The sequence below is a fragment of the Embleya sp. NPDC001921 genome, from assembly GCF_053594475.1.
On record NZ_JBSFEO010000007.1, the window covers coordinates 205,231 to 228,510 of the forward strand.

Consider the following 23,280-nt stretch of genomic DNA (forward strand, 5'->3'; position numbering starts at 1 on the left):
GCGAGAAACGGTGCCTCGTTCCGGACAACCGAACCGGCGGCCTTGAGCATGGGAGCGACCTCCACTCGTCGACGCTTGACAGTTGGGGGAACACGTCGCCGACACGGATCATTCCCGCCCGCTCGCGGCCACCAGCCAATCGCCGACACCCGCTGTGATCAGGGCCAATGCCGCTTCCTGGGTGGTCTCGGCACGCTTGGGCACAGCGAATCCGTGGTCCGCGAACGGCACCGCGAGCACGCTCGGACCGTCCGCCGGGAACTCCGTCGGCCCCCCGAACGAGTCGCGTTCGCCCTGGACGACCAAGGTCGGCACGCCGGCGCCGAGCAGTTCAGCCAAGCGCGAACGCTCCGGCCGACCGGGGGGATGCAGCGGGAAGGCCAGCGCGACCACACCCGCCACACCGGTCTCGCCCGCCATCCGGCACGCGACCCGCGCACCGGCGCTGCGGCCGGACCCGAACACCGGCAGTGCCTCGGCCCGGTTGCGCCGGGAGATCTCGGTCAGCACCGGTCGCCAGCCCGCGTCCAGGGTCTTGGGCGCGGGAGCCAGTCGGCGGCCGGCGACCCGCCACGGCTGCTCCACCAGTGCCACGTGGATGCCGCGCGCGGGCAGCGCCGCGGCGAGCGCGACCAGGTCGCGCGCCTCGATCCCGCCGCCGGCGCCGTGGCTCGCCACGAACCACGCCCGGGCCGGGCCGCCCGTCGCGCGGTGCACGCTCACCCGTGCGACGCCGACCGGCGTCTCCACCTCGAACACCTCGGGCGCCCCGGTCGCGACGGGAACGACGGGCGCGACGGCCGCGATGGGCGCGCCCCCATCCGGCTCGACGGCGGCGACATCCGCACCGACGGCGTCCGCGCCGCCGGGCCGGGCCGGATCAGAAGAGCGTCGCGTCAACGGTGACCTCGTCCTCGGGGATCGCGTCGAGCAGGTGGGGCGCGTTGTTGCGCACGTTGTTGACGTCCGTCGAGACCGGGCGGGCGGTCATGAACCCGGCGGGCGGCGGCACCAACAGGCCGCGGACCTCCTCGGGCTCGGTCCACGCCGGGTCCAGCCACCCGTCCCACTTGTCCCGGGTCAGCACCAGCGGCATCCGGTGGTGGATCCGGGACAGCTCGGGATCGGCGTCCAGGGTCAGGATCGTGCACGTCCACAACCACGCGAGCGGGTCGTCGTCCGCGCGCCCGCGGTCCCGCCACCACTCGTAGAGCCCGGCGAAGGCCACCTCGGAGCCGTCCGCCGCGTGGATCCAGTACGGCTGCTTGCGCGAGGCGCCCTTGGGGCCGTCCGGCGCGGTCTCCGGGGTGTGCCACTCGAAGTAGCCGTCGGCCGGGAGCAGGCACCGCCGCGCGGCGAACGCCTTGCGGTAGGCCGGCTTCTCGTGCACGGTCTCGGACCGGGCGTTGATCATCTTGGCGCCCATGCCCGGGTCCTTCGCCCAGGACGGCACCAGTCCCCACTTGACCGTGCGCAGTTGTCGGGCGGGCGGGCCACCGGACTCGACCGCGCGCTCCAGAACCGCGTAGACCTGCTTGGTCGGCGCGATGTTCCAGTCGGGTGGGAGTTCGTCCGCGGGGTCGAAGCGATCGACCTCGAACATCTCGACGAGGTCGTCGGGGCTCTTGCTGGACGCGTACCGGCCACACATGGCGTCCAGGGTGCCACGTACCGAAACAAAATCGGGGGCGGGCCCGCAAACGACTAGGCTTGCGGCGTGATGTCTGCGTTGTGGTCTGCCCCTGTCGCCTCCGCTCCCGTGACCGCCACCGTCGAGGTGCCCGGGTCCAAGTCGGTGACCAACCGCGCCCTCGTGCTGGCCGCGCTGGCCGACGGTCCCGGCTATGTCCGCCGCCCGCTGCGCAGCCGCGACACGCTGCTGATGGTGGCCGGCCTGCGCGCGCTCGGCGTGGTGATCGAGGACCGCGGCCAGGACTGGTACGTGCTGCCCGGCGGGCTGACCGGCCCCGCGACCGTGGACTGCGGCAACGCGGGCACGGTGATGCGCTTCCTGCCGCCGGTGGCCGCGCTCGCCGACGGGCCGGTGCGCTTCGACGGCGACCCGCGCTCGTACGAGCGCCCCCTCGGCGGCGTGATCAACGCGCTGCGCGACCTGGGCACCCGGATCGACGACGAGGGCGAGGCCCGGCTGCCGATGACCGTGCTCGGCGGCGGCGGGGTCGAGGGCGGCGTGGTGCGCATCGACGCGTCCTCGTCGTCGCAGTTCGTCAGCGCGCTGCTGTTGTCCGGGCCGCGCTTCAACCTGGGCGTCGAGATCCGGCACACCGGCAGCTCGGTGCCGTCGATGACGCACATCGCGATGACCGTGGACATGCTGCGCGCGGCCGGCGCGCGGGTCGACGACGCCGAGCCGAACGTGTGGCGGGTCGCCCCGGGCGCGCTGCTGGGCCGCGACATGGTCGTCGAGCCGGACCTGTCCAACGCCGGGCCGTTCCTGGCCGCCGCGCTGGTCACCGGCGGTTCGGTGACCGTGCGGGACTGGCCGGAGTACACCACGCAGCCCGGTGACCGGCTGCGTTCGATCTTCACCGCGATGGGCGGCTCGTGCGTGCCGACCTCGGCGGGACTGACCCTGACCGGCGGCACCGCGGTGCACGGCATCGAGGCCGATCTGCACGACGTCGGCGAACTGACCCCGGTGATCGCGGCGGTCGCGGCGCTGGCCGACGGCCCCAGCCGGCTCACCGGCGTGGCCCACCTGCGCCTGCACGAGACCGACCGACTGGCCGCGCTGGTCAAGGAGATCAACGACCTCGGCGGCGACGTGAACGAGATCGAGGACGGCCTGGAGATCCGGCCGCGCCCGCTGCACGGCGGCGTCTTCCACACCTACGACGATCACCGGCTCGCCACCGCGGCCGCCGTGCTGGGCCTGGTGGTCCCGGGCGTGGAAGTGGAGAACGTGGAGACCACGGCCAAGACGCTGCCCGACTTCACCGGCCTGTGGACGCGCATGCTGAGCGCGCGACGCGGCTGAGGGGCTCGGGACGATGGCGGGACTCGGCTCCAACCGACGCAAGGACCTCGACGAGGACGACATCCGGATCCGCCCGGGCAAGCGCGGCTCGCGCCCGCGCACCCGGACCCGGCCCAAGCACGAGGACGCCCGCGAGGGCCGGGTGCTGACCGTCGACCGGGGTCGGTACACCTGCCTGCTGGAGGACGAGGACGCGCCGGACCGCTCGATCACCGCGATGAAGGCCCGCGAGCTGGGCCGCAAGGGCGTCGTGGTCGGCGACCGGGTCGGCATCGTCGGCGACCTCAGCGGCGAGGACGGCTCGTTGGCCCGGATCGTCCGGGTCGAGGAGCGCCGCAGCACCCTGCGCCGCACCGCGGACGACGACGACCCGTACGAGCGGATCATCGTGGCCAACGCCGACCAGCTCGCGATCGTCACCGCGCTGGCCGACCCGGAGCCGCGCCCGCGCCTGATCGACCGCTGTCTGGTCGCGGCCTACGACGCGGGCCTGGAGCCGCTGCTCGTGTTGACCAAGGCCGATCTCGCCTCTCCCGACGACCTGTTGGAGATGTACGGCGCGCTCGGCGTCGAGTACGTGGTCACCCGGAGTGCGTCCGACTGGGACCTGAACCCGATCCGCGCGCGCCTGGCCGGCAAGATCACCGTCTTCGTCGGCCACAGCGGAGTCGGCAAGACCACCCTGGTCAACGAGTTGGTGCCGGATCACCAGCGCGCGGTCGGACACGTCAACGAGGTGACCGGCCGCGGCCGACACACCACCACGTCGGCGCTGACCCTGCGGCTGCCCCCCTTCGCGGGCGACGCGGCCGAGCCCGGCGCGGGCCTGGGCTGGGTCGTGGACACCCCGGGGGTGCGCTCCTTCGGGCTCAACCACGTCGACCTCAGCCGGGTGATCAACGCGTTCCCCGACCTCGCGGCGGGCACCGAGGACTGTCCGCGGGCGTGCTCGCACGACGAGCGGGACTGCGCGCTGGACGCGTGGGTCGAGGCCGGGCACGCGGACCCGGCCCGGTTGTACTCGCTGCGCCGGCTGCTGAGCACGCGCGAGCGCGACGAGGGCGACTGATCCCGGGTGTCTCCCGGGGTGTCCGCGCGGGTCAGCGCGGCGCCGCGAGGCTGTTCCGCACGGTGGGTTCCCAGACCGCCTTCGAACCGGACTCGCCCACCCGCACCACCTGGACGACCGCGAGCACCGCTGCCACCACGGTCAGCACGGCCACGATCGGGACCACGATCGGCGGTATCGTCCGCGGCCGGAAGGTCGCGGCGGCCCGATGCCGGGCGACCAGCAGCAGCACGAGCGTGACGCCGAGCAGGCCGAGCGCGTACCAGAGCATGTCCGCGCCCCGGTCCACGTGCGTCTGCACGGCGGCGTTGCGCGTGCCCTCGCTGAGCCGGTCCAGCCGGGCGAGCAGCTTCTCGCCGCTCTCCTTGGCGACGAAGGTGGTCAGCGCGGCGGCGGCGTCCAGGCCGACCACCCACCACCCGGCGCGCAGCAGCCAGGACCGGCGGACCGCCACGAGCACGCTCGCGATCGCCGCCACCGGCACGATGACCACCGCCAAGTGCACGACCAGGACGTGGAGGGGCAGGCCGGAGACGGTGTCGAACATGAAACGGCACTCCTAAGCGGTCGGGACCCGAGGGCGGCAACGACCCTCGCACAGACCAACGGCTCCCAGAGTGCCCGGGTTCAGCGGGTGTCGAACACTCGCCCCGCCCGATCCGTCACCGTCCGCTCAGGGGGGCCAGCCCTACCCCCGGTTCGGGTGACCGCCGGATGCCGGGCCCGGGGCCGGCGCTCATACAGTTTGGGCAGCTTCGGATCACCTGTCGGGGAGAGTGTCATGAAAAGGCCGCTACGGACGTCATTGATCTTCTTCGGTGGGGTGTTCGCCATCGGAGGGATCCTGCTGGCGGCGTGGACCGGGATCACCGTGCTCTCCAGCCACGACGTGCGCGACCAGGAGGTCTTCGCGCTGAACAGCGGCGATCTGGTCATCGACACGGACAACGGCGGGGTCACCCTCGAAGCGGGTGAGCCCGGGAAGATCACCGTGGACCGCAAGGTCACCCACAGCATCAACGGCCCCGACCCGAGCTGGACCCTGGTGGGCAACCGGCTCAAGCTCCGACTGCACTGCCCGGGCTTCGTCAACGTCAACTGCGAGGGTTCCTACCGGATCAAGGTCCCGCTCGACGTGCCGCTGCACGTCACCACGGAAAACGGCCGGATCAGCGCGAACGGGCTGCGGCAGGACATGCGCTTCGATACCGACAACGGCGGCATCGACGTCAGCGACAGCACCGGGAACCTGACCCTGGGCACCGACAACGGCGGCGTCTCCGTGGCCCGGGTGAACGCCGCCCGGATCTCGGTGGACACCGACAACGGCGGCGTCCGTCTGCGCCTGGACTCCGCGCCCACGAACGTGAAGGTACGCACCGACAACGGCGGCGTCCGGGTCAGCGTGCCCGACGACGAGAACACCTACCGGGTCTCCACCAAGACCGACAACGGCGGGGTGCGCAACGACATCGACAACGACCCGCGCTCGAACCGGGTGATCGACGTGGCCACGGACAACGGCGGGATCGACATCGAGCGGGTCCCGGCCCGCTAGGCCGCGTCCCGGGCACACCACCGCCACACCGCGCGGGCGGGCCGTTCAGACCACGAACGACCCGCCCGTGCGCCAGTACACCCCGCCCTCGCGGCCGAGGAAGCCCTCGTCCACGAGGTGCCTGCGCAGCGCGGCGTGGTCGTCCATGAACCGGTGCAGCGTCTCCTCGATCTCGGCCTCGTCGTAGCGCACACCGGGCTCGAAACTGCCCGCGATGTGATCGAGGACCACCAGCCGCTTGGCCCGCTGTACGGGCAACTGGCGGACCCGGCCCCGGGCGAGGTAGGTGCGCAGCACCGCCGCCTCGGCGGGCCCGCGGTCGGCGAACGCGTCGTCGGGTTCCTCGCCCATCCCGGCCGCGGCCTGGGCGAGCGCCTCGGGACACGCGTGCCAGCCGTCCCCGGCCCGCGCGACCAGCCCCACCGACTCCAGCCGGGCCAGCGCCTTGATCGCCTCCCGGAGCGAGAGTCCCGCCCGATCGGCGATATCGGAGCTGAGACGGGCCTCCAGCACCAGCGCGGCGAACACCTTCAATCGGGCGTCGTCGGCGAGGAGACGGAGCAGTTCCGCAGGTTCGTCGGCCGGACCCATGTCTCCAGGGTAGGACGTCGGGCCCCGGCCGGGACGCGTTGCCGGGCAGGATCACCCGGATGCCCGGGGCGCGGTCAGTCGCCGCGTACGCCCAGTTCGTCGATGTGCGCGAGCAGGTCGCCCGGCTCGTCGTAGACCCGGAAGGCGTGCGCGCGTTCGAGTTCGTCCGCGCCGTAGCCGCCGGAGAGCAGCCCCACGCCCAGCGAACCCGCCCGGCGCGCGGCCAACAGGTCCCAGATGCTGTCCCCCACCACGACGCACTGCGCCGGGTCCACCCCGAGCTTGGCGGCGCCGGCCAGGAACAGGTCCGGGTCCGGCTTGGCCCGGGCCACCTCGTCGCGGGTGACCATCGCCAGGTCGGCCGGCGCGCCGAGCTTGGCCAGCATCGGTTCCGCGCCGGCCCGCCGCCCACTGGTGGCGATGGTCCACGGGATGCCCACCCTGGTGAGGTGGCGCAGCAGCTCCGGGGCACCGGGCAGGGGCTCCACGAACGGCACCCGGGCGGCGTAGTTGCGCCCGTGCGCGTCGGTCAGCGCCTCGACCTGCTCGGGCGACAGGTCGATGCCCGTCTCGCGTTGGATGCCCTTGACGAACAGCCCGCCGCTCATCCCGACCTTGCGGTGGATCCGCCACATCGCCAGGTCGATACCGGCCTCGCTGAGCGCCTCCTGCCACGACATGACGTGGTGGTAGACGCTGTCGACGAGGGTGCCGTCGAGGTCGAAGACGAAGGCGGGCGGACGGGAGCGCACAAGATCGGTCATACCGAAAATCTAGCCCGCTCTAGTCCTGTGCGCCCAGGTCCACCATCTCGGTGACCTCGGCGGCCCGGGCCCGTTCCTCCGCGCGGACGCGCCGGTCCCGGTCCAGCGCCTCGGCCTGGTCCTCGTCGTCGCGCATCATCCGCTCGACGTTGGAGTCGCCCATGTCCAGCACGCCCATCTCGGCGAAGGTCTCCCGCACCCTGGGTCCCCACAGGCCGATGTCCTTGATGCACGGGACGATCCGGCTGAACAACAACCGGCGGAACTCGCGCAGGTATTCGGAGTTCTCGGTGGCCTCGCGCGCCTCGACCTTGTCGATCTCGAAGTTCTCCCACACCTCCTCGTCGCGCAGCCGGTCGCGCATCAGGTAGCAGCCCTCGATCACGAACTCCTCGCGCTCGCCGCGCTCGGCGTCGGTCAGCTCGCGGTAGTAGTCGCGCAGCGCCATCCGGCCGAACGCGACGTGCCGGGCCTCGTCCTGCATCACGTAGGCCAGGATCTGCTTGGGCAGCGCGACCGTGGTCAGGTCGCGCAACATCCCGAAGGCGGCCAGCGCCAGTCCCTCGATCAGCACCTGCATGCCCAGGTAGGGCATGTCCCAGCGGGCGTCGGACAGCGTGTCGTCGAGCAGTGACTTCAGGCTCGGGTTGATCGGGTAGTACAGCCCGACCTTGTCCTTGAGGAAGCGCGCGTACACCTCGGCGTGCCGGGCCTCGTCCATCACCTGGGTGGCCGCGTAGAACTTCGCGTCCAGGTCGGGGACCGACTCGGCGATCCGCGCGCTGCAGATCAGCGCGCCCTGTTCGCCGTGCAGGAACTGGCTGAACTGCCAGGCGATGGCGTGCCGACCCAGCTCGTCGCGCTCGCCCTGGGACATCATGTTCCAGCTCCGGGTGCCGTACAGCGTGTGCAGCTCCTCGGGCATGCCCAGCGGGTTCATCGGGTCCACCGGCAGATCCCACTCGATCCGCCGGGCGGCGTCCCACTGCTTGTCCTTGCCCTTCGCGTACAACGACAGGAGCCGGTCGCGGCCCTCGTCGTACTCCCAGTTGAAGCGGGCGGCCCCCGACGCGGGGACCTCCCAGACGGTCATGTCGGCGGGCAGCGCGTACAGGTCGTGCGTCGACACGGGCGTTCTCCTCGCGGCAGACGTGTGACGTGCGGACGGCGGTAACCGTGTACCGCTGTCCTACGCCCTCATCGCGCGGACCGGAACCCCTTCGGGCCGATCGATTACCAGCGAGTAGCCTGGCCGGTCCGCGATCCGCCCTTCGACTCGGCCCTGGGCGTCCCGGTCCCTTCCGCGCCCGGCGCCGGGGGCGGCGTGCCCGGCTTGGCCGGTATCGACACCGCGGTCCTGGCCTGCGTCGGGATGGCCGCGGCGGGTCCGGCCGCGGTGCCCAACCGACTGCGCAGCCGCTGCCGGCGCCGGCCCAGCGACCGGGTCGCGGCGGGATTGGCCCGGCGCACCTCCTCGGGCAGCGCGAACCACACCTCGACGACGGCCAGCGCCTGCGGCCGCTCGCCCGCGCGCTCCAGCAGGTCGGCCGCGCGCTCGTAGGTCCACGCGGTGCGCATCTCCGCCCCGACACCGTGCAGCAGGGTGCCCAGTTCGCGCAGATCCTCGCGCTCGAAACGGTCCGCGAGCGGGGTGCCCTCCAGCGTCCAACCGTCCAGACTTCGACGCGGTTGGACGAGACCGGGTCCCGGTACGGCCTCTTTGCCGTGTGTCGCTCTGCGCCCGACCCCGAACAGTGCCATCGCGGTCCCGCACCCCCTCCGCCATCGACTCGTACTCGTAACACGCGCACGACCGACGAACGGTTGTCGACTCTCGCCGGCCGCGCTTCCTTGTCTGCCTAACGAGCGTACGAGGCCCCGGCGACGGCGCGTAAGTGTGTCCATGCGCGCGGGGCGCGCGGACACCCGCGCGGGCCGCCGGTACTGTTCGGTCATGCCCGGCTATGACGACGACCTGCGCTTCGCCCACGTTCTCGCGGACGCCGCCGACGCGACCACCATGGACCGCTTCAAGGCGCTCGACCTGCGGGTCGAGACGAAGCCGGACATGACCCCGGTCAGCGACGCGGACAAGGCCGCCGAGGAGATCATCCGGCATCAACTCGGGCGCGGTCGGCCGCGGGACGCGGTGCTGGGCGAGGAGTTCGGCTCGACCGGCCACGGCCCCAGGCGCTGGGTGATCGACCCGATCGACGGCACCAAGAACTTCGTCCGCGGCGTGCCCGTGTGGGCGACGCTGATCGCGCTGATGGACGGCGACGAGTCGGTGATGGGCGTGGTCTCCGCGCCCGCGCTGGGTCGCCGCTGGTGGGCCGCGAAGGGCGCGGGCGCGTGGACCGGCCGCAGTCTGTCCCAGGCCTCGCGCTGCCGGGTGTCGAAGGTGGCCGCGATCGAGGACGCGTCGTTCGCGTACTCGAGCATGGGCGGCTGGGAGGAGCGCGGCCGGATGGACGACTTCCTGGACCTGACCCGGGCCTGCTGGCGCACCCGCGCCTACGGCGACTTCTGGTCGTACATGCTGGTCGCCGAGGGCGCGGTGGACATCTGCGCGGAGCCCGAGGTCAACCTGTGGGACCTCGCGCCGCTCTCGGTGATCGTCGAGGAGGCCGGCGGGCGGTTCACCTCGCTCGGCGGCGCCCCGGGCCCGGCCGGCGGCACCGCGGCCGCGTCCAACGGCCTGTTGCACGACGAGTTGCTCGACCGGCTCGGCGACCCGCACGGGCACGGCTGAGCGGATTCCGCCGAATCGTCGGATCCCACCCGAGCTAATCCCTTCGAGTGAGTTGCCCGCTATACCTTCCCTTGACCTTCCCGGGCATGTGACCATGTGAAAACAGGGCTTGTGAACTTGTGAATTCTTTCTCGAGCACACCCCCGCCCTGACATCCACACCCCGACGGAGGTGGTGTCACATGTTCGTCCGCGACGGCATGAGCACGATCGTTCTGACCATCGGCCCCGCCCACACACTCCGCGCCGCGGCGCGCCTGATGTCCGCCCGCCAGGTCGGCGCGGCGGTGGTGATCGACCCGGACACATCCGGTCTGGGCATCCTGACCGAGCGGGACATCCTGATGTCGATCGGCGCCGGCCAGGATCCCGACACCGAGTTCGCCGGCGACCACCTCACCTCGAACGTGGTCTTCGCGACCCCGTCGTGGACCCTGGCGGACGCGGCGGCGGCGATGACGCGAGGCGGCTTCCGCCACCTGATCGTGCTCGACGGTTGCGACGTGCTCGGCATCATCTCGGTCCGCGACATCGTGCGCTGCCAGATACACGAGGCCCAGCGGGCCCAGGAGTTGGTGGGCTGAGCGCGGCGGGCGACCGGTCGCGGCCCGGTCGCCCGCGTCGGCCTCGGCCGACCCGCTCCCCGGCGCCCTCCGGACCCGGAACAGCCGGGCGGGCAACACCCGTTCGAACCCGCGCGAGTGGGTCGCGGCAAGCGGCCCGAGCACCGCCATCACCAGCACATAGCCCGCGATGAACGGCGCGAGTCGCGCGTCCAAACCGCCGGCTCCCGCCGCGAGGGCGGCCGGAACCAGCGCGAACTCGCCTCGGCGGTGGTCGGGTCCGGGCGTCGTCGGGGACGGCTGACGTCGGCAGGGCCGAGTGTCGGGTCCCGGCGCGGACCGGTGGTGCTCGTGCGGGAGGCGGGCACGGGCCGCGGCCGGCGGGTGGATCGGTGCGCGCCCCGGCGACGGGCGGCCCGGGTGCGGCCCGCGGAAGGCACGCGCCGGCGGCGACGAACGTCGCGAGGTCGGGGTGCGGGTGCGGGTACGGTCCGCGTCGGGCCGATCGAGTTCGAACGATCGGCGCGCCGGGTCCGGGTACGCGTGAGCGCCGCCCGGTACCGATTCGCGGCTCAGGTACCGGGCGGCGGTTTCGGGGGACGATCAGGCGCGCAGGTCCTTCACGGCCGCCGCGATCCGATCGCCGTAGTCCCGGTCGGCGGCCCGGAAGTGGCCGACGACACGGTCGATGACGTCCTCGCGCAAGACCTCGGCCAGGAAGCCGGAGATGTTGGCCACCAGGCGGGCCTGCTCGTCCGCCGACATCAGCCGGTACAGGTCGCCCGCCTGCACGTAGTCGTCGTCCTGGGCGTGCGCGGGCGCCGCGTGGGTCCCGGTCGCGCCGGCCACCCCGGTCGGCGCCCACAGCGGCACACCGCTCTCGTACGGGCCGCCGAAGCTGTTCGGCTCGTAGTTCTTGGCCCGACCACCGGGGTTGGTCGCCATGGACCCGTCCCGCCCGTGGTTGCGGGCGACCGTGGCGCGCGGCGCGTTGACCGGGAGTTGGGTGTGGTTGACGCCCACCCGGTAGCGGTGCGCGTCGCCGTAGGCGAACAGCCGGCCCTGGAGCATCTTGTCCGGGCTGGGGCCGATCCCCGGCACGAAGTTGGCCGGGTTGAACGCCGCCTGCTCGACCTCGGCGAACACGTTCTCCGGGTTGCGGTCCAGCACCAGCCGGCCGACCTCGATCAGCGGGTAGTCGGCGTGCGGCCACACCTTGGTCAGGTCGAACGGGTTGAACCGGTAGGTCGCGGCCTCCGCGACCGGCATGATCTGCACCTTCAGCGTCCACGACGGCGCCGCCCCGGCGTCGATCGCGTTGACCAGGTCGCGCTGGTGCGAGTCGGCGTCGGCACCCGCGAGCGCCGCGGCGGCCTCGACGGTCAGGTTCCTGATGCCCTGATCGGTCTTGAAGTGGTACTTCACCCAGAACGCCGCGCCCTCGGCGTTGACCCACTGGTAGGTGTGCGAGGAGAAGCCGTCCATGTGCCGGTACGACGCGGGGATGCCGCGGTCGCCGAACAGCCACGTGACCTGGTGGACGGCCTCGGGCGAGTGCGACCAGAAGTCCCAGACGTTGTCCGCCTCCTGGCTGCCGGTGTACGGGTCGCGCTTCTGGGTGTGGATGAAGTCCGGGAACTTCAGCGGGTCCTTGATGAAGAAGATCGGGGTGTTGTTGCCGACGAGGTCGTAGTTGCCCTCCTCGGTATAGAACTTCACCGCGAACCCGCGCGGATCGCGCACCGCGTCCGCCGAGCCGAGGTTGCCGGCGACGGTGGAGAAGCGGGCGAACACCTCGGTACGACGGCCCGGTTCGGCGAGGAAGTGCGCCTTGGTGAACCGGGACACGTCCGCGGTGACCTCGAAGTGGCCGAACGCGCCCGAGCCCCGGGCGTGCACCACCCGCTCCGGGATGCGCTCGCGGTTGAACCGGGCCAACTTCTCGATCAGGTACTGGTCCTGGAGCAGCAACGGCCCGCCGGGGCCCGCGGTCTGGCTGTTCTGGTTGTCGGCCACCGGTGCGCCGGATTCGGTGGTCAGCGTGTTCGGCTGCTGCGACATGGTCTGCGTCTCCCCTGGCGTTGCTCGTGCTGTGATCCGACGCCCAACCTAGACCCAAGTTTGGACTTTGTCCAGAACAGTATTTAGACCAATTCCAATCATGGACGTGTATCTTCGTTGCCATGAGCGACCTTCTGGAGCGAGTGCGCGCGCGGGGATGGCGCCTGACCGCGCAGCGTCGTGTGGTGGCCGAGGTCCTGAACGGGGACCACGTGCATCTGACCGCCGACGAGGTGCACGCACGGGCGGGCGAACGGCTTCCGGAGATCAGCCGGGCGACCGTCTACAACACGCTGGGCGAACTCGTCCAGCTCGGCGAGGTGCTGGAGGTGGGCACCGACGGGCGCGCGAAGCGCTACGACCCCAACGCCCGCACCGCGCACCAGCACCTGGTGTGCGGCGTGTGCGGGACGATCCGCGATGTGCACCCGGACTGCGACCCGGTCGCCGACCTCCCCGAGGCGGAGCGCTTCGGCTTCGACATCTCCGGCGCCGAGATCACCTTCCGGGGCGTCTGCCCGAACTGCAAGCGCCACTGAACCGGCGACGCCGGCGCCCGGGCCGGCGATGGACACGGGCAGGCGCGTGTCCTCGATCCCCGTCGGACTCCGCGGCGCGAGCGGAGCGAGGAGCCCGAACCGGCGGACGCGGTGCCGGGCGTCGTGCATCGGCGTGCCGGAGAAGCGCCCGCATAGCGGACCTATTCGGGCGTTTCTCCGGGGCGGCGAGCGCAGCGAGGAGCCCGCAGGGCGGATGCGGTGCCGGGCGTCGTGGAGCCCGGCGGGGGATTGAGGAAACGCCCTAGGAGGACGTGGTCCGCCGGACCAGGTGGACCGCGCCGGCCCGGGCCGCCCGGCGCAGCGCGGACCGCTCCGCGTCCAGGTGCGCGTGCAGGATGTCCAGGTCCTCGTGGCCGCCGCACTCGGCGAGACCGAGCAGCATCCCCGGCGACGCCTGGGCGCGCAGGAAGTCCCGGTAGGCGGCGGCCGGATCGGTACCGCCGGCCCGCAACCTGCGCCGCGCGGCGTCACGCACCTTGGGCGAACGATCCGCCAGGGCGCCCGCGAGCGCGGCCGGCTCCGTCCCGGCCGGCAACACCTCGACCGCCCGCTCACGCACCCGCGGGTCGGGCACCCGCAGCAGCCGCAACGCGACGTGATGCCGGTCCCGACCGCGCAGCCGGGCCAGCAGCGCATGCCCGGCGGCGGTCCGGCACGCGTGGTCCGCGTCCCGCAGCGCGATCGCCAACAGGGCTGCCTCATCCAGGAGTTCGACACCCAGGCGACGCACACTGGGCTCCTTCTCGGCGGCCAGCGCACGACCCACGGCGTCCTGACGCGGATGTGCGAGCAACGCCTGGCGATAGGCGTCCAGCACACCCTTGGACCGGGCCCGCCCGCTCAGCGCGTCGAGCACGGGCACCACCGCCCGCACCTCGTCCGGTTCGTCGTGCCAGCGCAGCGCGGCCAGCGCCCGCTCGCGCACCGAGTCCACCCAGTCGTCGGTACGCAACGCCAGGAAGACCGCGGCCAACGGCCCGGGCTCGGCTGCCAGCCGAACCACCGCCTCCTCGCGCACCCCACCGTTCTCGTCCATGCTCGACACCGCTGCCACCAACGGGTGCGGACGCGTACGCAACAACACCCGGGCCGGCCCCAAACCGCCGAGCACCCCCACCGCCGACCTCGGCCGAGCGGCCCGATCCACCCGCACGAGGGTGCCCGCGGACAACCCGACCACCCGCGCCACAACCGCGTCCAGGTCCCCGTCCCCCGTCAGCGCCACCCCACGCAGATACGCCACCAACTCCCCCGGCCCACCACCCCCGGGCCACTCCCCCACATCAAGCCCCGCGTCCCCGACCCCCCGCCCCCGCCACAACCGCCCACGCCCCATGGCCCGCCTCCCGTCCAACCCCAAACCGATCCCCAGCCCACCACACCCCCACCCCCACCCGACACCCGCCCCCGACCGCGGCACCCCACCGAACGACACCAAAACCAGCCCGTCCGGCGCTCGATGACCCCCGACCCACCACAACACCCACACGCAGCCGACCCGCCAGAGGCCACCAAAACCAGCCCGTCCGGCGCTCGAGGACCCCCGACCGCACCCCGACCCGCGTCGCGGAGCCCGTCAACTCGCCAGCGACTCCGCACGAAACGCGTCGAGCAGCCGCTGCGCCTTCACCGCGACCTCCGCAGGACCGTGCTCCACCGCCGGCCCACACCAGTGCTCCGCGTCGGCCAGGTCCCCGCGCCGCAACGCCAACACCACCAGCCGCAACGCCGCCCGCCCGTGCCCCCCGCGCGCCGCCACCGTCAACCACGGCTCCGCGCCCTCCGGGTCCCCGTGCCGCAGGTGCAGGAGCGCCAGGTTCCACGCGCCGGAGACACTGCCCGCCTCGGCCGCGACCTTGAACCGCCGCGCCGCCGACTTGTCCTCGCCGCGCCGCGCACACAGCACCCCGCAGCGCAACGCCGCCGTCACGTGCCCCGCGTCCGCGGCCACCCCGTACCAGCGCTCCGCCTGCTCGGCCGCCCCCGCGTCGGCGAGCATCGCACCGAGCCGAAACGCCGCCGTCGGCCGATCCGCCCGCGCCGCCGTCTCATACGCGCGCGCCGCCCCCTCGGCATCCCCACGACGCTCCAGCAACAGCCCCAACTGGAGCGCCGCGTCCGCGTGTCCGGCCGCCGCCGCCCGCTGCCAGCACGTCTCGGCGGCGTCGTCGAGGCCGTTGCGCGAGTGCAAGATGCCCAGGTTGTACGAGCCGTCCACGCTGCCCGCCTCGGCGGCCCGCGCGAACCATATCCGCGCCTCCTCGTCGTCCCCGCGCTCCAGCAGCAGCCCGGCCAGCGCGTTGGCCGCGTCCCCGTGCCCCGCGTACGCGGCCATCCGGAACCAGCGCTCGGCGCCCGTCACATCCTCGTGCTCGGCATGCAACAGGCCCAGGTTGAACGCCCCGTTGCACTCGCCCGCCGCCGCGGCCCGCTCGTACCACCGGGCCGCCTCGCCGGCGCGCCCACCGGCGGCGAACCACGCGCCGAGCGCGTTGGCCGCCGTACCGTCGCCGGACTCCGCGGCGACCTGCCACCACCGCACCGCGCCCTCGACGTCGCCCGAGTCCTGCAACAGGAACCCGAGCGCCCGGGCACCCTCGGCGTCGCCCTCCTCGGCCGCGAGCCGGTACCACCCGATCGCCTCCGCGGTGTCCCCCGCGCGCTCCAGCGAGGTCGCCAGCCTTACCGCGGCCCGCACATGCCCGCACGAGGCCGCGCGCAGGAACCACGTCGACGCCGCGCGCTCGTCGTCGCGCTCCTGCCCCATCCGGCCGAGCCGATAGGCCGCCTCGGGATGCCCCGCCTCGGCCGCCCGGCGATACCACCGCTCGGCCCCGGCCCGCCCGGTCAATTCGAAGAACTCGCCCAGCGTGAGCGCGGCCCGCACATGCCCCGACTCGGCCGCGTTGCGCAGCCAATAGACGCCCTGCCCGGACAGATCGTGGTACTCGCCCACGCCCGCGCCGGCACCCGCCCGCGCCGCGTCGGCCTGATCCAGCAGCAGCGCGCCGAGCGAGAACGCCGCGATCCGGCTGCCCGCCTCGGCCGCCCGGTGCCACCACAACGACGCCGCGTCGTCCCGCCCCTGACGGTGCATCAGTACGCCGAGGTTGGTCGCCGCGCCCCGGTGTCCCGCCTCGGCGGCCCGGCGCAACAGCTCGGCGGCCTCGTCCTGTTCGCCCCGTTCGAGCAACATCAGCGCGAGGCTGTTCGCGGCGGAGGGGCTGCGGCCGGCCCGCTCGCGATAGCGTCGCTCGAGTTCGGCCGACTCGTGTCGATCCAGCGCCTCGTGCCCCTCGACGCTGCCGCCGGGACTGCGCCGGCGCGGTCGGAACGGAACCAGGACCGCGTAGTCGTCGGGATGCGCGGGAGCGGTCGCGGCAGCGGCCCGCCCGCGGTCCAGGACCACGGTGTCGGGGCCCTCCGGTACCGCTTCGAAGACGTCCGGATCCGGCGGTGGGTGCTCCCCCCGCCGTCCGCGATGTCCCTTCCACGCCCCCATGAGTCCATCGTGGCATCTCGGGCCACATCCATGCAGTCGCGATTCGGCAACGACCCACCCGACTCGGACCGAATTGTGGCGGAACACACCTTGTCGGCGCACGCACGAAGGGCCCGGTCGTGAGACCGGGCCCTTCGATATGGTAGCGGGGACAGGATTTGAACCTGCGACCTCTGGGTTATGAGCCCAGCGAGCTACCGAGCTGCTCCACCCCGCGTCGGTAGACCCAACTCTACGACAGCGCCCCGGGGCAGGCAAATCCGCTCCGGGGCGGCCCCGAACGCCGACGCGGCGCCTTCGACCCGCGCGCACCGGCACGTCCCCCGGGAGAGCGGCCGGATTCAGACCATGGGGTGAACATGCGCGCACCCGCACCGAGCCCCACACACTTCCCCTTTGGCACCAATTACCCCTGGTTGCCCGGCAGTTCGATTGCGCCACAACCGGATTGCCGGCCGATTCGAAACACGATCGGGTCTCGACATGGGGCCGGAAGCCGTCACGGCGTCCCCCCGATGGGGTACGGTCTGCGTCGTGGTCATATCAGGAATGGACCATCCGAGCATGCCGCGCCGAGTCCCGGTTCCGCCGATGGACGTCGGCCGAAGCGGCGTGGGCGAGCGCCTCGAGCGGCACCTCGCCCTCATCGGCCTTGCCACGACGCAGGAGACGGCGAACAGCCTCGAATCGGCCGCCATCATCCAGAGTCTGGCTCCGCGCAACGATCAGCGCGGTACCCATCGGCTGGCACGCGTGACCCTGATGGCTCCGCTGCGCGCCAAGCGCCGCCGCCAGATCGCGCTCTAGTCCGACACCTCGAGTCCGTGCGCCCGGGCCCGACTCTCCGAGTCGGGTCACGCCCCGAACCGGATCGCGGCCGACCCGGCCGATCCGGTTCGGTGGACATCGGGCAACGCGGCACCCGGCGCGACTCACGACAGGCACAACGCGAGACAGGCACAACGCGAGAGGCCCGGTTCCTTGGGAACCGGGCCTCTCGCGTTTTCACCGAGTAGCGGGGACAGGATTTGAACCTGCGACCTCTGGGTTATGAGCCCAGCGAGCTACCGAACTGCTCCACCCCGCGATGCGTTGTGCCCTGAGCTTACGTGACCCGGGGCCGCACACCAAATCGATAACGCGACAGGCCCGCCCCCCGAAGGGGACGGGCCCGCGTCACGCGTCACGCACCGGCGGTCACGGCTTGGGCGCCGTGGAGGCCGGTGGCGTCCCGCCCGCGGGTGGCGTCGTCGCCGGCGGGGTGCCCGCCGGCGGCCGTGCCGCCGCCTGCTCGGCCGCGATGGCCTTGTTCACGGCCGCCTGGAGCCGCTTCTGCGCCTCGCCGTACTTGGCGAAGTCACCCGCCTTCATGGCCGCGTCCGCGTCCTTGAGTGCCTGGTTGGCCTCGTCCAGCGCCTGCTTGACCGTCGGGTTCTCGGTCGTCGTCGGCGGCGGCGTGGTGCCGGTGCCCGGCGGGGTGCCGGTGGACGGCGGCGTACCGGTGTCGGTCGGTGGCACCGTCGTGGTCGGCGAGCCGCTGAACACCTTGCTCAGGGCCTGATCCAGGGTGTCCTCGAAGGCGATGCTGCCGCCGTAGGAGACCAGCACCTTCTGCAGCACCGGATACGACCCGGCGGCGTTCGCCTGGACGTACACCGGCTCCACGTACAACATGCCGCCGCCCACGGGCAGGCTCAGCAGGTTGCCGTAGACCACCACCGAGTCACCGCGCTGCAGGATGTTGATCACCTGTGCGACCGCGGCGTTCGACTTGAACTGGTTCTGCATCTGATCCGGACCCAGGATCGCCGTGTTCGGCGGCAGACTCAGGAGTCTGATCTTGCCGTAGCCCGGTGACCCCGGTTCGGAGTTCACCGCCATGAAGGCCGCCAGGTTCTGCCGTTCCTTGGGCACGAACGTGCTGGTCAACTGGAACGACTGCTGCGCGTCGGGCGCACCGCCCGGCGTCGCGGACGGCATCTTCATCGACAGGTAGTACGGCGGCTGGTCGCCCGAGCCCGGCACCCGGCCCGTCGGGTCCTTGGGGACCTTCCAGAAGTCGGAGCCGTTGAAGAACGTGCGCGGGTCGGTCACGTGGTACCGGGTGAGCAGATCGCGCTGCACCTTGAACAGGTCCTGCGGGTAGCGCAGGTGCTCCATCAGGGTGGGCGGGATCGTGTTCTTCTTCTTGACCGTGTCCGGGAAGGCCTTCATCCAGGTCTTCAGGACCGGGTCCTTCTCGTCCCACTGGTAGAGCTTGACCGAGCCGTCGTACGAGTCGACCGTCGCCTTCACCGAGTTGCGGATGTAGTTGACGTTGCCGGTGTTGCCGACCGCCCCCCGGGCCCGGTCCTCCGCGTTCAGCGAGTCCGCGGTGGCGTCGCCCAGCGTGGTGCGGGTCGCGTACGGATAACCGTTGCTGGTCGTGTACGCGTCGACGATCCACTGCACCTTGCCGTCTATCACCGCCGGATACGGGTCACCGTCGATGGTCAGCCACGGCGCGACCGCCTCGACCCGCTCCTTGGGCGTGCGGTTGTACAGGATCCGGGAATCCTTGTTGATCGTGTCGGAGAGCAGGATGTTGCCCTCCTGGAACTTCGTCGCGTACAGCAGCTTGTTGAACATGCCGCCGATCGGGACGCCGCCCTTGCCGTTGTACGTGTAGGTGGCCTGACCGGACGCGGTGTCGGTCGGGTAGTCCACCTCCGTCGGCGTGGTGTTCTTCGGCGCGCCCACGATCGAGTACTCGGTGGTCGACTCGCCGAAGTAGATCCGCGGCTGGTACGGGCCGAGCGGGCTGGGCGTCTCCGCCTCCTGCGCGTCCGTGCGGATGTTGCCCTCGATGTAGACGGGCTTGCCCTCGCGGTCCACCCGGGTGCCCTCGGCCGCGACGACGCCGTAGCCGTGGGTGTACTTGGTGTGGTCGTTGACCCAGTTGTGGCTCTGACCACCCTTCGGGTTGAGCTCGCGCAGCGCGATCACGGTGTCCTGCATCTTGCCGTCGATCATGTAGCGGTCGACGTCGAGCGTGGTCTGGAAGCCGTAGTACTGCCGCAGCTGCTGCATCTGGTTGAAGGTCGGCGAGACGATGTTCGGGTCGAGCAGGCGGATGCTGGCCGTGTTCGCGGCCTGGTCCTTGAGCTCGGGCTTGGCCTCGACGTTGCCGTCGTACTTCTCCGGCTCCACCGTGTCGATGCCGTACGCGTCGCGCGTCGCCTGGATGTTGCGCTCGATGTACTTGGCTTCCTTGGCCTGCTGGTTCGGCTTGACCTGGAAGCGCTCGACGATGGCCGGGTACAGCCCGCCGATGAGCACGGCGGAGAGCACCATCAGGCCGAAGCCGATGATCGGCAGCGCCCACGTGCGGCGGAAGACGTTGACGAAGAACAGCGTCGCGCAGATCAGCGCGACGATGAACAGGATCGTCTTGGCCGGCAATACCGCGTGCGCGTCGGTGTACCGCAGGCCGGTGAATTGCGAGGCCTGCTTGAAATCACCGGACGAGACCGCGAGCGAATAGCGGTCCAGCCAGTACGCGACGGCCTTGAACAACACGAAAAGGCCGAGCAGCAGCGAAAGATGCGCCTGCGCGGCCGGTGTCGCCCGCGACCCCGGGCTCTGCACCCGGAGTCCGCCGTAGAGGTAGTGCGTGATCACCGCGAGGACGAGGCCGACGACGACCGCGACGAACGCGAAATTGATCAGGAACCGATAGAACGGCAGGTCGAACGCGTAGAACGAGACATCCTTGTGGAACTGCGGGTCCTTGGTCCCGAACGAGACGCCGTTCACGAACTGGAGCCACGTCTTCCACTGTCCCGACGCCGACGTGCCGGCGATGATGCCGATGATGACCGACAGGCCGATCAGCAACCACGTGCGGAACGGGGTGATGGCCGACCGGTATCGGTCGAGACTCTGCTGCTCCAGCGACATCCCGCGGAAGGCCGGACGCAGTCGATAGGCGACATACACGTTGGCGCCGACGGCCACGGCCATGAGCAGACCGAACACCAGGAACAACCCGATGCGCGTCCACAGCTTGGTCGTGAATACGTTTCCGTAGCCGACCGACTTGTACCAGAGCCAATCCGTCCAGAAATTCGCGAACAGCACCCACGCGACAACGATCACCACGAGGATGGCCAGCGTCAGGAGCAGGGTTCTGGACCTGCGGGACGGAGCTCCCATTCTGATCCGACGGCCACCTGAGCCGCCTCGTTCGGGCATCTGAAAAACCAAGGGTGCGCACCTCGATCATTACCTGGACGCGCCCGGTCGGCGCTCGATGGGTCAACTTACCGAGACAGGACGTGGTTCCCCACAGACACGGCCGATACAGGCTCGTGATCCGCCGTGGGGCGAAGACGGGAAGATGGGGTCATGACCGTTGCACTCACCCAGGCCCTCGTCGAGATCGAACGCCACGTGGCGGCGTACGGCTGGGACCAGCAGGCCCGCCTCTACGCGCTCGTGGACACCGCGGAATTGGCCCGTACCGAACCCGACCTCGCGGCACAGCTCGGCTTGTCCGCCGACCGTGACGCGCCCATCGACACCCTCACTCCGATCGAGCAGGAGGAAGTCCCCGAGAACGTCGCGATCGACGAGTTCCTGGCCAGTATCGCGTGGCCGGACGCGGTGCTCGGCTGCGCGCTGGTGGTCGAGCGGCTGATGTTGCCGCCATCCGCCGAGGCGACCATGCCCGCGGTGGGCAGCGATCGGGAGATCCACGACTGGGTGGCGTCGCACCCGCAGCGGCAGGAGGTCCGGCTCGCGGTCGGCGTGCTGCGCGACGGCTCGCGCGAGTCGGCGGTTCGGCTGCGGGACAAGGACGACGACTCCGAGGTGCTCTCCGGCGCGGACCTGGTGCCGGGGCTGGCCGAGGCACTGCTGGCCACGTTCGGCGACGGGGACGAGGACGAGGACCGATAGTCCCCGTGGGGGTCCGCACCGGTCACGCATGACATTCCGTCAGCGTGCCCTGGCCGGTGCGGATCGTCTCCAGGGCCTTGAGCGCGTCGTCCAGGGTCTCCACCTGGATCAGGGTCAGCCCGCCCGGCTTGGTCTGCGCGGCGGCGGCGCAGTTGGCCTTGGGCGTCAGGAAGTACTTCGCGCCCTGTCGGCGGGCCCCGATGGTCTTCATCTGGATGCCGCCGATCGCGCCGACCTTGCCCGCGTCGTCGATGGTGCCGGTGCCGGCCACGAACTTGCCGCCGGTCAGGTCGCCGGGGCTGAGCTTGTCCACGATGCCGAGCGCGAACATCATCCCCGCGCTCGGGCCGCCGACGTCCTCGAGGTGGATCTCCACCTTGAACGGGAACTTGGGCAGGATGCCCGGCGTGATGCCGACCAGGGCCCGGCCGTCGTCCTCGGCCTTGCGGGTCACCACCTGCACGTCGCGCCGGGTGCCCCGGGCGTCCGCGGGGTCGACGGTGAGCGTGACGCTCTCGCCGGCCTGGTGCCTGGTGATCGCCGCGGCGACGTCCTCGGGCTTGGCGATCGGCGTCCCGTCCACGGCCAGGATGATGTCGCCGGCGTGCAGTTTGCCGAGCGCGGGCGCGTCCTTGGCCACCGTGGACACGATCACCTGCTTCTCGATCGGGATGCCCAGCGCCGCGAACGCCGCGACCTTGGCGTGCTCCTGCGACGAGCTGAACTCCTCGGCGTTCTCCCGCTCGACCTCGGCCGCGGACTTGTCGTCCGGGTACAGCGACTTCTTGAGCACGACGTCCGAGTCGCCCTTGACCCAGCCGGCGAGCGCGTCCAGCAGCGGCATGTCGTAGGACTTGTTGGTCACCGACACCGTGGTCATATTCAGGTGGCCGCTGGTGGGATACGTCTCGTGGCCCGAGATCTCGATGACCGGCTTGCCGCCTTCGTCACCGAGCGTGTTGTACGTGGGCCCGGGGCTCAGCTCGGCGTAGGGCACCGGCGCGAACAGGACGGCGCAGGCCAGGGCCAGCAGCAACAGCCCCGAGACGACCAGTGTGGCGGTGCGGCGCGACATGCGCCCGACCCTACGGCACCCGGGTTTTCCCGGTGCGGCCCGGGCTGTCACGGGGTTTCGACGCCCGGTTCCGGGACCGGTCCGGCGACGTCCTCGGGGGTGGGTTCGGCTTGCACCGGGGTCGCCGTGCGGACCCGGTCCAGGGCCGCGCTCCATTCCGCGAAGTCGGACATCGAGTCGTGCATGCTCGGGGTCCGGAAGGACCGACAGGTCCACGCCGCCCAGCAGACCGCGAGCACGAGCGCGACCCCCGGGATGGCCCACCACCACGCGACAGACGCCATGACGTACTCCGTCCACAGGAGGGGCAGGGTGACGGCTTAAATCATATGTATGTGGTGGTGATGGTGCATTTCCGCTGTTTCGAGGTGGGTGTGACCCCGGGGACGGGTGGGGTCGGAGCGGATTCTCGGGCCGGGTTCAGCAGGCGCCGACCCAGTCCGAGTCGCCGTCCACGAAGTGTTGGAGCTTCCAGATCGGCACCTCGTGCTTGAGCTCGTCGATCAGCCGCCGGCACGCGGTGAACGCCTCCGCGCGGTGCGGGCAGGAGACGCCGACCACGACCGCGAGGTCGCCGATCTCCAGCCGGCCGACCCGGTGTACCGCGGCCATCGCGCGCACCGGCAGGTCGGCGGCGATCTTGTCCATCACGCGACGCAGCTCGGCCTGGGCCGAGGGGTGCGCGGAGTACTCCAGCGCGGTGACCGAGCGTCCACTGTCGGCGTTACGGACCGTGCCGACGAACAGGCTCGTGCCACCGGCCGACGGGTCGCCGAGCGCGGCGAAAACCTCGTCGACGGACAACGGCGTGTCGCGGATCTCGGCGATGCGGATGACGTCCATACCGGGC

The 23,280-nt window shown here is 71.4% G+C and carries 22 protein-coding genes and 2 tRNA genes; 8 read left to right on the top strand and 16 right to left on the bottom strand.

What is annotated here, in order from left to right; genetic code table 11:
• Positions 1-108: 108 nt before the first annotated feature.
• Positions 109-900, bottom strand: coding sequence for an alpha/beta hydrolase family protein (locus ACWCPW_RS10995; RefSeq protein ID WP_449761250.1), 792 nt, complete (start codon positions 898-900; stop codon positions 109-111).
• Positions 881-1,651, bottom strand: coding sequence for an SOS response-associated peptidase (locus ACWCPW_RS11000; protein ID WP_449761251.1), 771 nt, complete (start codon positions 1,649-1,651; stop codon positions 881-883). The genes ACWCPW_RS10995 and ACWCPW_RS11000 overlap by 20 nt, the downstream gene beginning before the upstream one ends.
• Before the next feature lie 69 nt (positions 1,652-1,720).
• Here ACWCPW_RS11000 and aroA point away from each other — a divergent pair, with 69 nt between their 5' ends.
• Positions 1,721-2,998 (top strand): 3-phosphoshikimate 1-carboxyvinyltransferase, encoded by a 1,278-nt coding sequence (gene aroA, locus ACWCPW_RS11005; RefSeq protein WP_449761345.1) that lies wholly within the window; start codon positions 1,721-1,723, stop codon positions 2,996-2,998.
• A 13-nt stretch (positions 2,999-3,011) separates the two neighbouring features.
• Positions 3,012-4,067 carry a ribosome small subunit-dependent GTPase A gene (rsgA, locus tag ACWCPW_RS11010; protein ID WP_449761252.1) on the top strand — a complete coding sequence of 352 codons (1,056 nt, stop codon included), beginning with the start codon at positions 3,012-3,014 and terminating at the stop codon, positions 4,065-4,067.
• Between the two features lie 31 nt (positions 4,068-4,098).
• On the opposite strand, the gene ACWCPW_RS11015 is transcribed toward rsgA, so the two are convergent.
• Positions 4,099-4,614 (bottom strand): DUF2231 domain-containing protein, encoded by a 516-nt coding sequence (locus tag ACWCPW_RS11015; RefSeq protein WP_449761253.1) that lies wholly within the window; start codon positions 4,612-4,614, stop codon positions 4,099-4,101.
• Between the two features lie 234 nt (positions 4,615-4,848).
• Between ACWCPW_RS11015 and ACWCPW_RS11020 the strand changes: the two genes are divergently transcribed.
• Positions 4,849-5,625, top strand: a complete 777-nt coding sequence (locus tag ACWCPW_RS11020) for a DUF4097 family beta strand repeat-containing protein (RefSeq protein WP_449761254.1) — start codon at positions 4,849-4,851, stop codon at positions 5,623-5,625.
• A gap of 45 nt (positions 5,626-5,670) precedes the next feature.
• Here ACWCPW_RS11020 and ACWCPW_RS11025 read toward each other — a convergent pair whose 3' ends face one another.
• The 4 genes from ACWCPW_RS11025 to ACWCPW_RS11040 all read right to left on the bottom strand — a co-directional run bounded on the left by ACWCPW_RS11025 (position 5,671) and on the right by ACWCPW_RS11040 (position 8,741).
• The gene (locus tag ACWCPW_RS11025; protein ID WP_449761255.1) at positions 5,671-6,216 is read right to left on the bottom strand and encodes a DUF2087 domain-containing protein; all 546 of its coding nucleotides are present in this window, start codon (positions 6,214-6,216) and stop codon (positions 5,671-5,673) included.
• 74 nt (positions 6,217-6,290) lie between these two features.
• Positions 6,291-6,980: an HAD family hydrolase gene (locus ACWCPW_RS11030; RefSeq protein ID WP_395866234.1), complete on the bottom strand. Its 690-nt coding sequence runs from the start codon at positions 6,978-6,980 to the stop codon at positions 6,291-6,293.
• A gap of 19 nt (positions 6,981-6,999) precedes the next feature.
• Entirely contained in the window at positions 7,000-8,109 is a 1,110-nt protein-coding gene (locus tag ACWCPW_RS11035; RefSeq protein ID WP_449761256.1) for a ferritin-like domain-containing protein, read from the bottom strand.
• Positions 8,110-8,213: 104 nt separating this feature from the next.
• Positions 8,214-8,741, bottom strand: coding sequence for a hypothetical protein (locus ACWCPW_RS11040; protein ID WP_449761257.1), 528 nt, complete (start codon positions 8,739-8,741; stop codon positions 8,214-8,216).
• 193 nt (positions 8,742-8,934) lie between these two features.
• On the opposite strand from ACWCPW_RS11040, the gene hisN reads away from it, so the two are divergent.
• Together hisN and ACWCPW_RS11050 are read left to right on the top strand one after the other, a co-directional pair.
• Positions 8,935-9,732: a histidinol-phosphatase gene (gene hisN / locus ACWCPW_RS11045; RefSeq protein ID WP_449761258.1), complete on the top strand. Its 798-nt coding sequence runs from the start codon at positions 8,935-8,937 to the stop codon at positions 9,730-9,732.
• Between the two features lie 181 nt (positions 9,733-9,913).
• On the top strand, positions 9,914-10,315 hold the full coding sequence (locus ACWCPW_RS11050) for a CBS domain-containing protein (RefSeq protein ID WP_449761259.1): 402 nt from the start codon (positions 9,914-9,916) through the stop codon (positions 10,313-10,315).
• A gap of 582 nt (positions 10,316-10,897) precedes the next feature.
• Here the strand turns inward: ACWCPW_RS11050 and ACWCPW_RS11055 are convergent.
• A complete protein-coding gene (locus ACWCPW_RS11055; RefSeq protein ID WP_449761260.1) occupies positions 10,898-12,355 on the bottom strand; it encodes a catalase in 1,458 nt (485 codons plus the stop codon).
• Positions 12,356-12,477: 122 nt separating this feature from the next.
• On the opposite strand from ACWCPW_RS11055, the gene ACWCPW_RS11060 reads away from it, so the two are divergent.
• Complete coding sequence (locus ACWCPW_RS11060; protein WP_449761261.1) at positions 12,478-12,894, top strand: Fur family transcriptional regulator; 417 nt, start codon at positions 12,478-12,480, stop codon at positions 12,892-12,894.
• Between the two features lie 262 nt (positions 12,895-13,156).
• Here ACWCPW_RS11060 and ACWCPW_RS11065 read toward each other — a convergent pair whose 3' ends face one another.
• From ACWCPW_RS11065 to ACWCPW_RS11075, 3 genes are all read right to left on the bottom strand, one after another.
• Positions 13,157-14,158 (bottom strand): hypothetical protein, encoded by a 1,002-nt coding sequence (locus ACWCPW_RS11065; RefSeq protein ID WP_449761262.1) that lies wholly within the window; start codon positions 14,156-14,158, stop codon positions 13,157-13,159.
• A 333-nt stretch (positions 14,159-14,491) separates the two neighbouring features.
• A complete protein-coding gene (locus tag ACWCPW_RS11070) occupies positions 14,492-16,417 on the bottom strand; it encodes an SEL1-like repeat protein (RefSeq protein ID WP_449761263.1) in 1,926 nt (641 codons plus the stop codon).
• 140 nt (positions 16,418-16,557) lie between these two features.
• Positions 16,558-16,634: transfer RNA gene (locus tag ACWCPW_RS11075), tRNA-Met, on the bottom strand.
• A 317-nt stretch (positions 16,635-16,951) separates the two neighbouring features.
• Here ACWCPW_RS11075 and ACWCPW_RS11080 point away from each other — a divergent pair.
• Complete coding sequence (locus tag ACWCPW_RS11080) at positions 16,952-17,224, top strand: hypothetical protein (RefSeq protein WP_449761264.1); 273 nt, start codon at positions 16,952-16,954, stop codon at positions 17,222-17,224.
• 206 nt (positions 17,225-17,430) lie between these two features.
• On the opposite strand, the gene ACWCPW_RS11085 is transcribed toward ACWCPW_RS11080, so the two are convergent.
• Positions 17,431-17,504 (bottom strand) — tRNA-Met (locus ACWCPW_RS11085).
• Between the two features lie 110 nt (positions 17,505-17,614).
• On the bottom strand, positions 17,615-20,650 hold the full coding sequence (locus tag ACWCPW_RS11090; protein WP_449761265.1) for a UPF0182 family membrane protein: 3,036 nt from the start codon (positions 20,648-20,650) through the stop codon (positions 17,615-17,617).
• Between the two features lie 153 nt (positions 20,651-20,803).
• Here ACWCPW_RS11090 and ACWCPW_RS11095 point away from each other — a divergent pair, with 153 nt between their 5' ends.
• Entirely contained in the window at positions 20,804-21,355 is a 552-nt protein-coding gene (locus ACWCPW_RS11095; protein ID WP_449761266.1) for a PPA1309 family protein, read from the top strand.
• A gap of 22 nt (positions 21,356-21,377) precedes the next feature.
• On the opposite strand, the gene ACWCPW_RS11100 is transcribed toward ACWCPW_RS11095, so the two are convergent.
• The 3 genes from ACWCPW_RS11100 to ACWCPW_RS11110 form a co-directional block, all read right to left on the bottom strand.
• Positions 21,378-22,430: a YlbL family protein gene (locus ACWCPW_RS11100; RefSeq protein WP_449761267.1), complete on the bottom strand. Its 1,053-nt coding sequence runs from the start codon at positions 22,428-22,430 to the stop codon at positions 21,378-21,380.
• Positions 22,431-22,477: 47 nt separating this feature from the next.
• Positions 22,478-22,714 (bottom strand): hypothetical protein, encoded by a 237-nt coding sequence (locus ACWCPW_RS11105; RefSeq protein WP_449761268.1) that lies wholly within the window; start codon positions 22,712-22,714, stop codon positions 22,478-22,480.
• Between the two features lie 136 nt (positions 22,715-22,850).
• On the bottom strand, positions 22,851-23,273 hold the full coding sequence (locus tag ACWCPW_RS11110) for a molybdenum cofactor biosynthesis protein MoaE (RefSeq protein ID WP_449761269.1): 423 nt from the start codon (positions 23,271-23,273) through the stop codon (positions 22,851-22,853).
• Positions 23,274-23,280 lie beyond the last annotated feature (7 nt).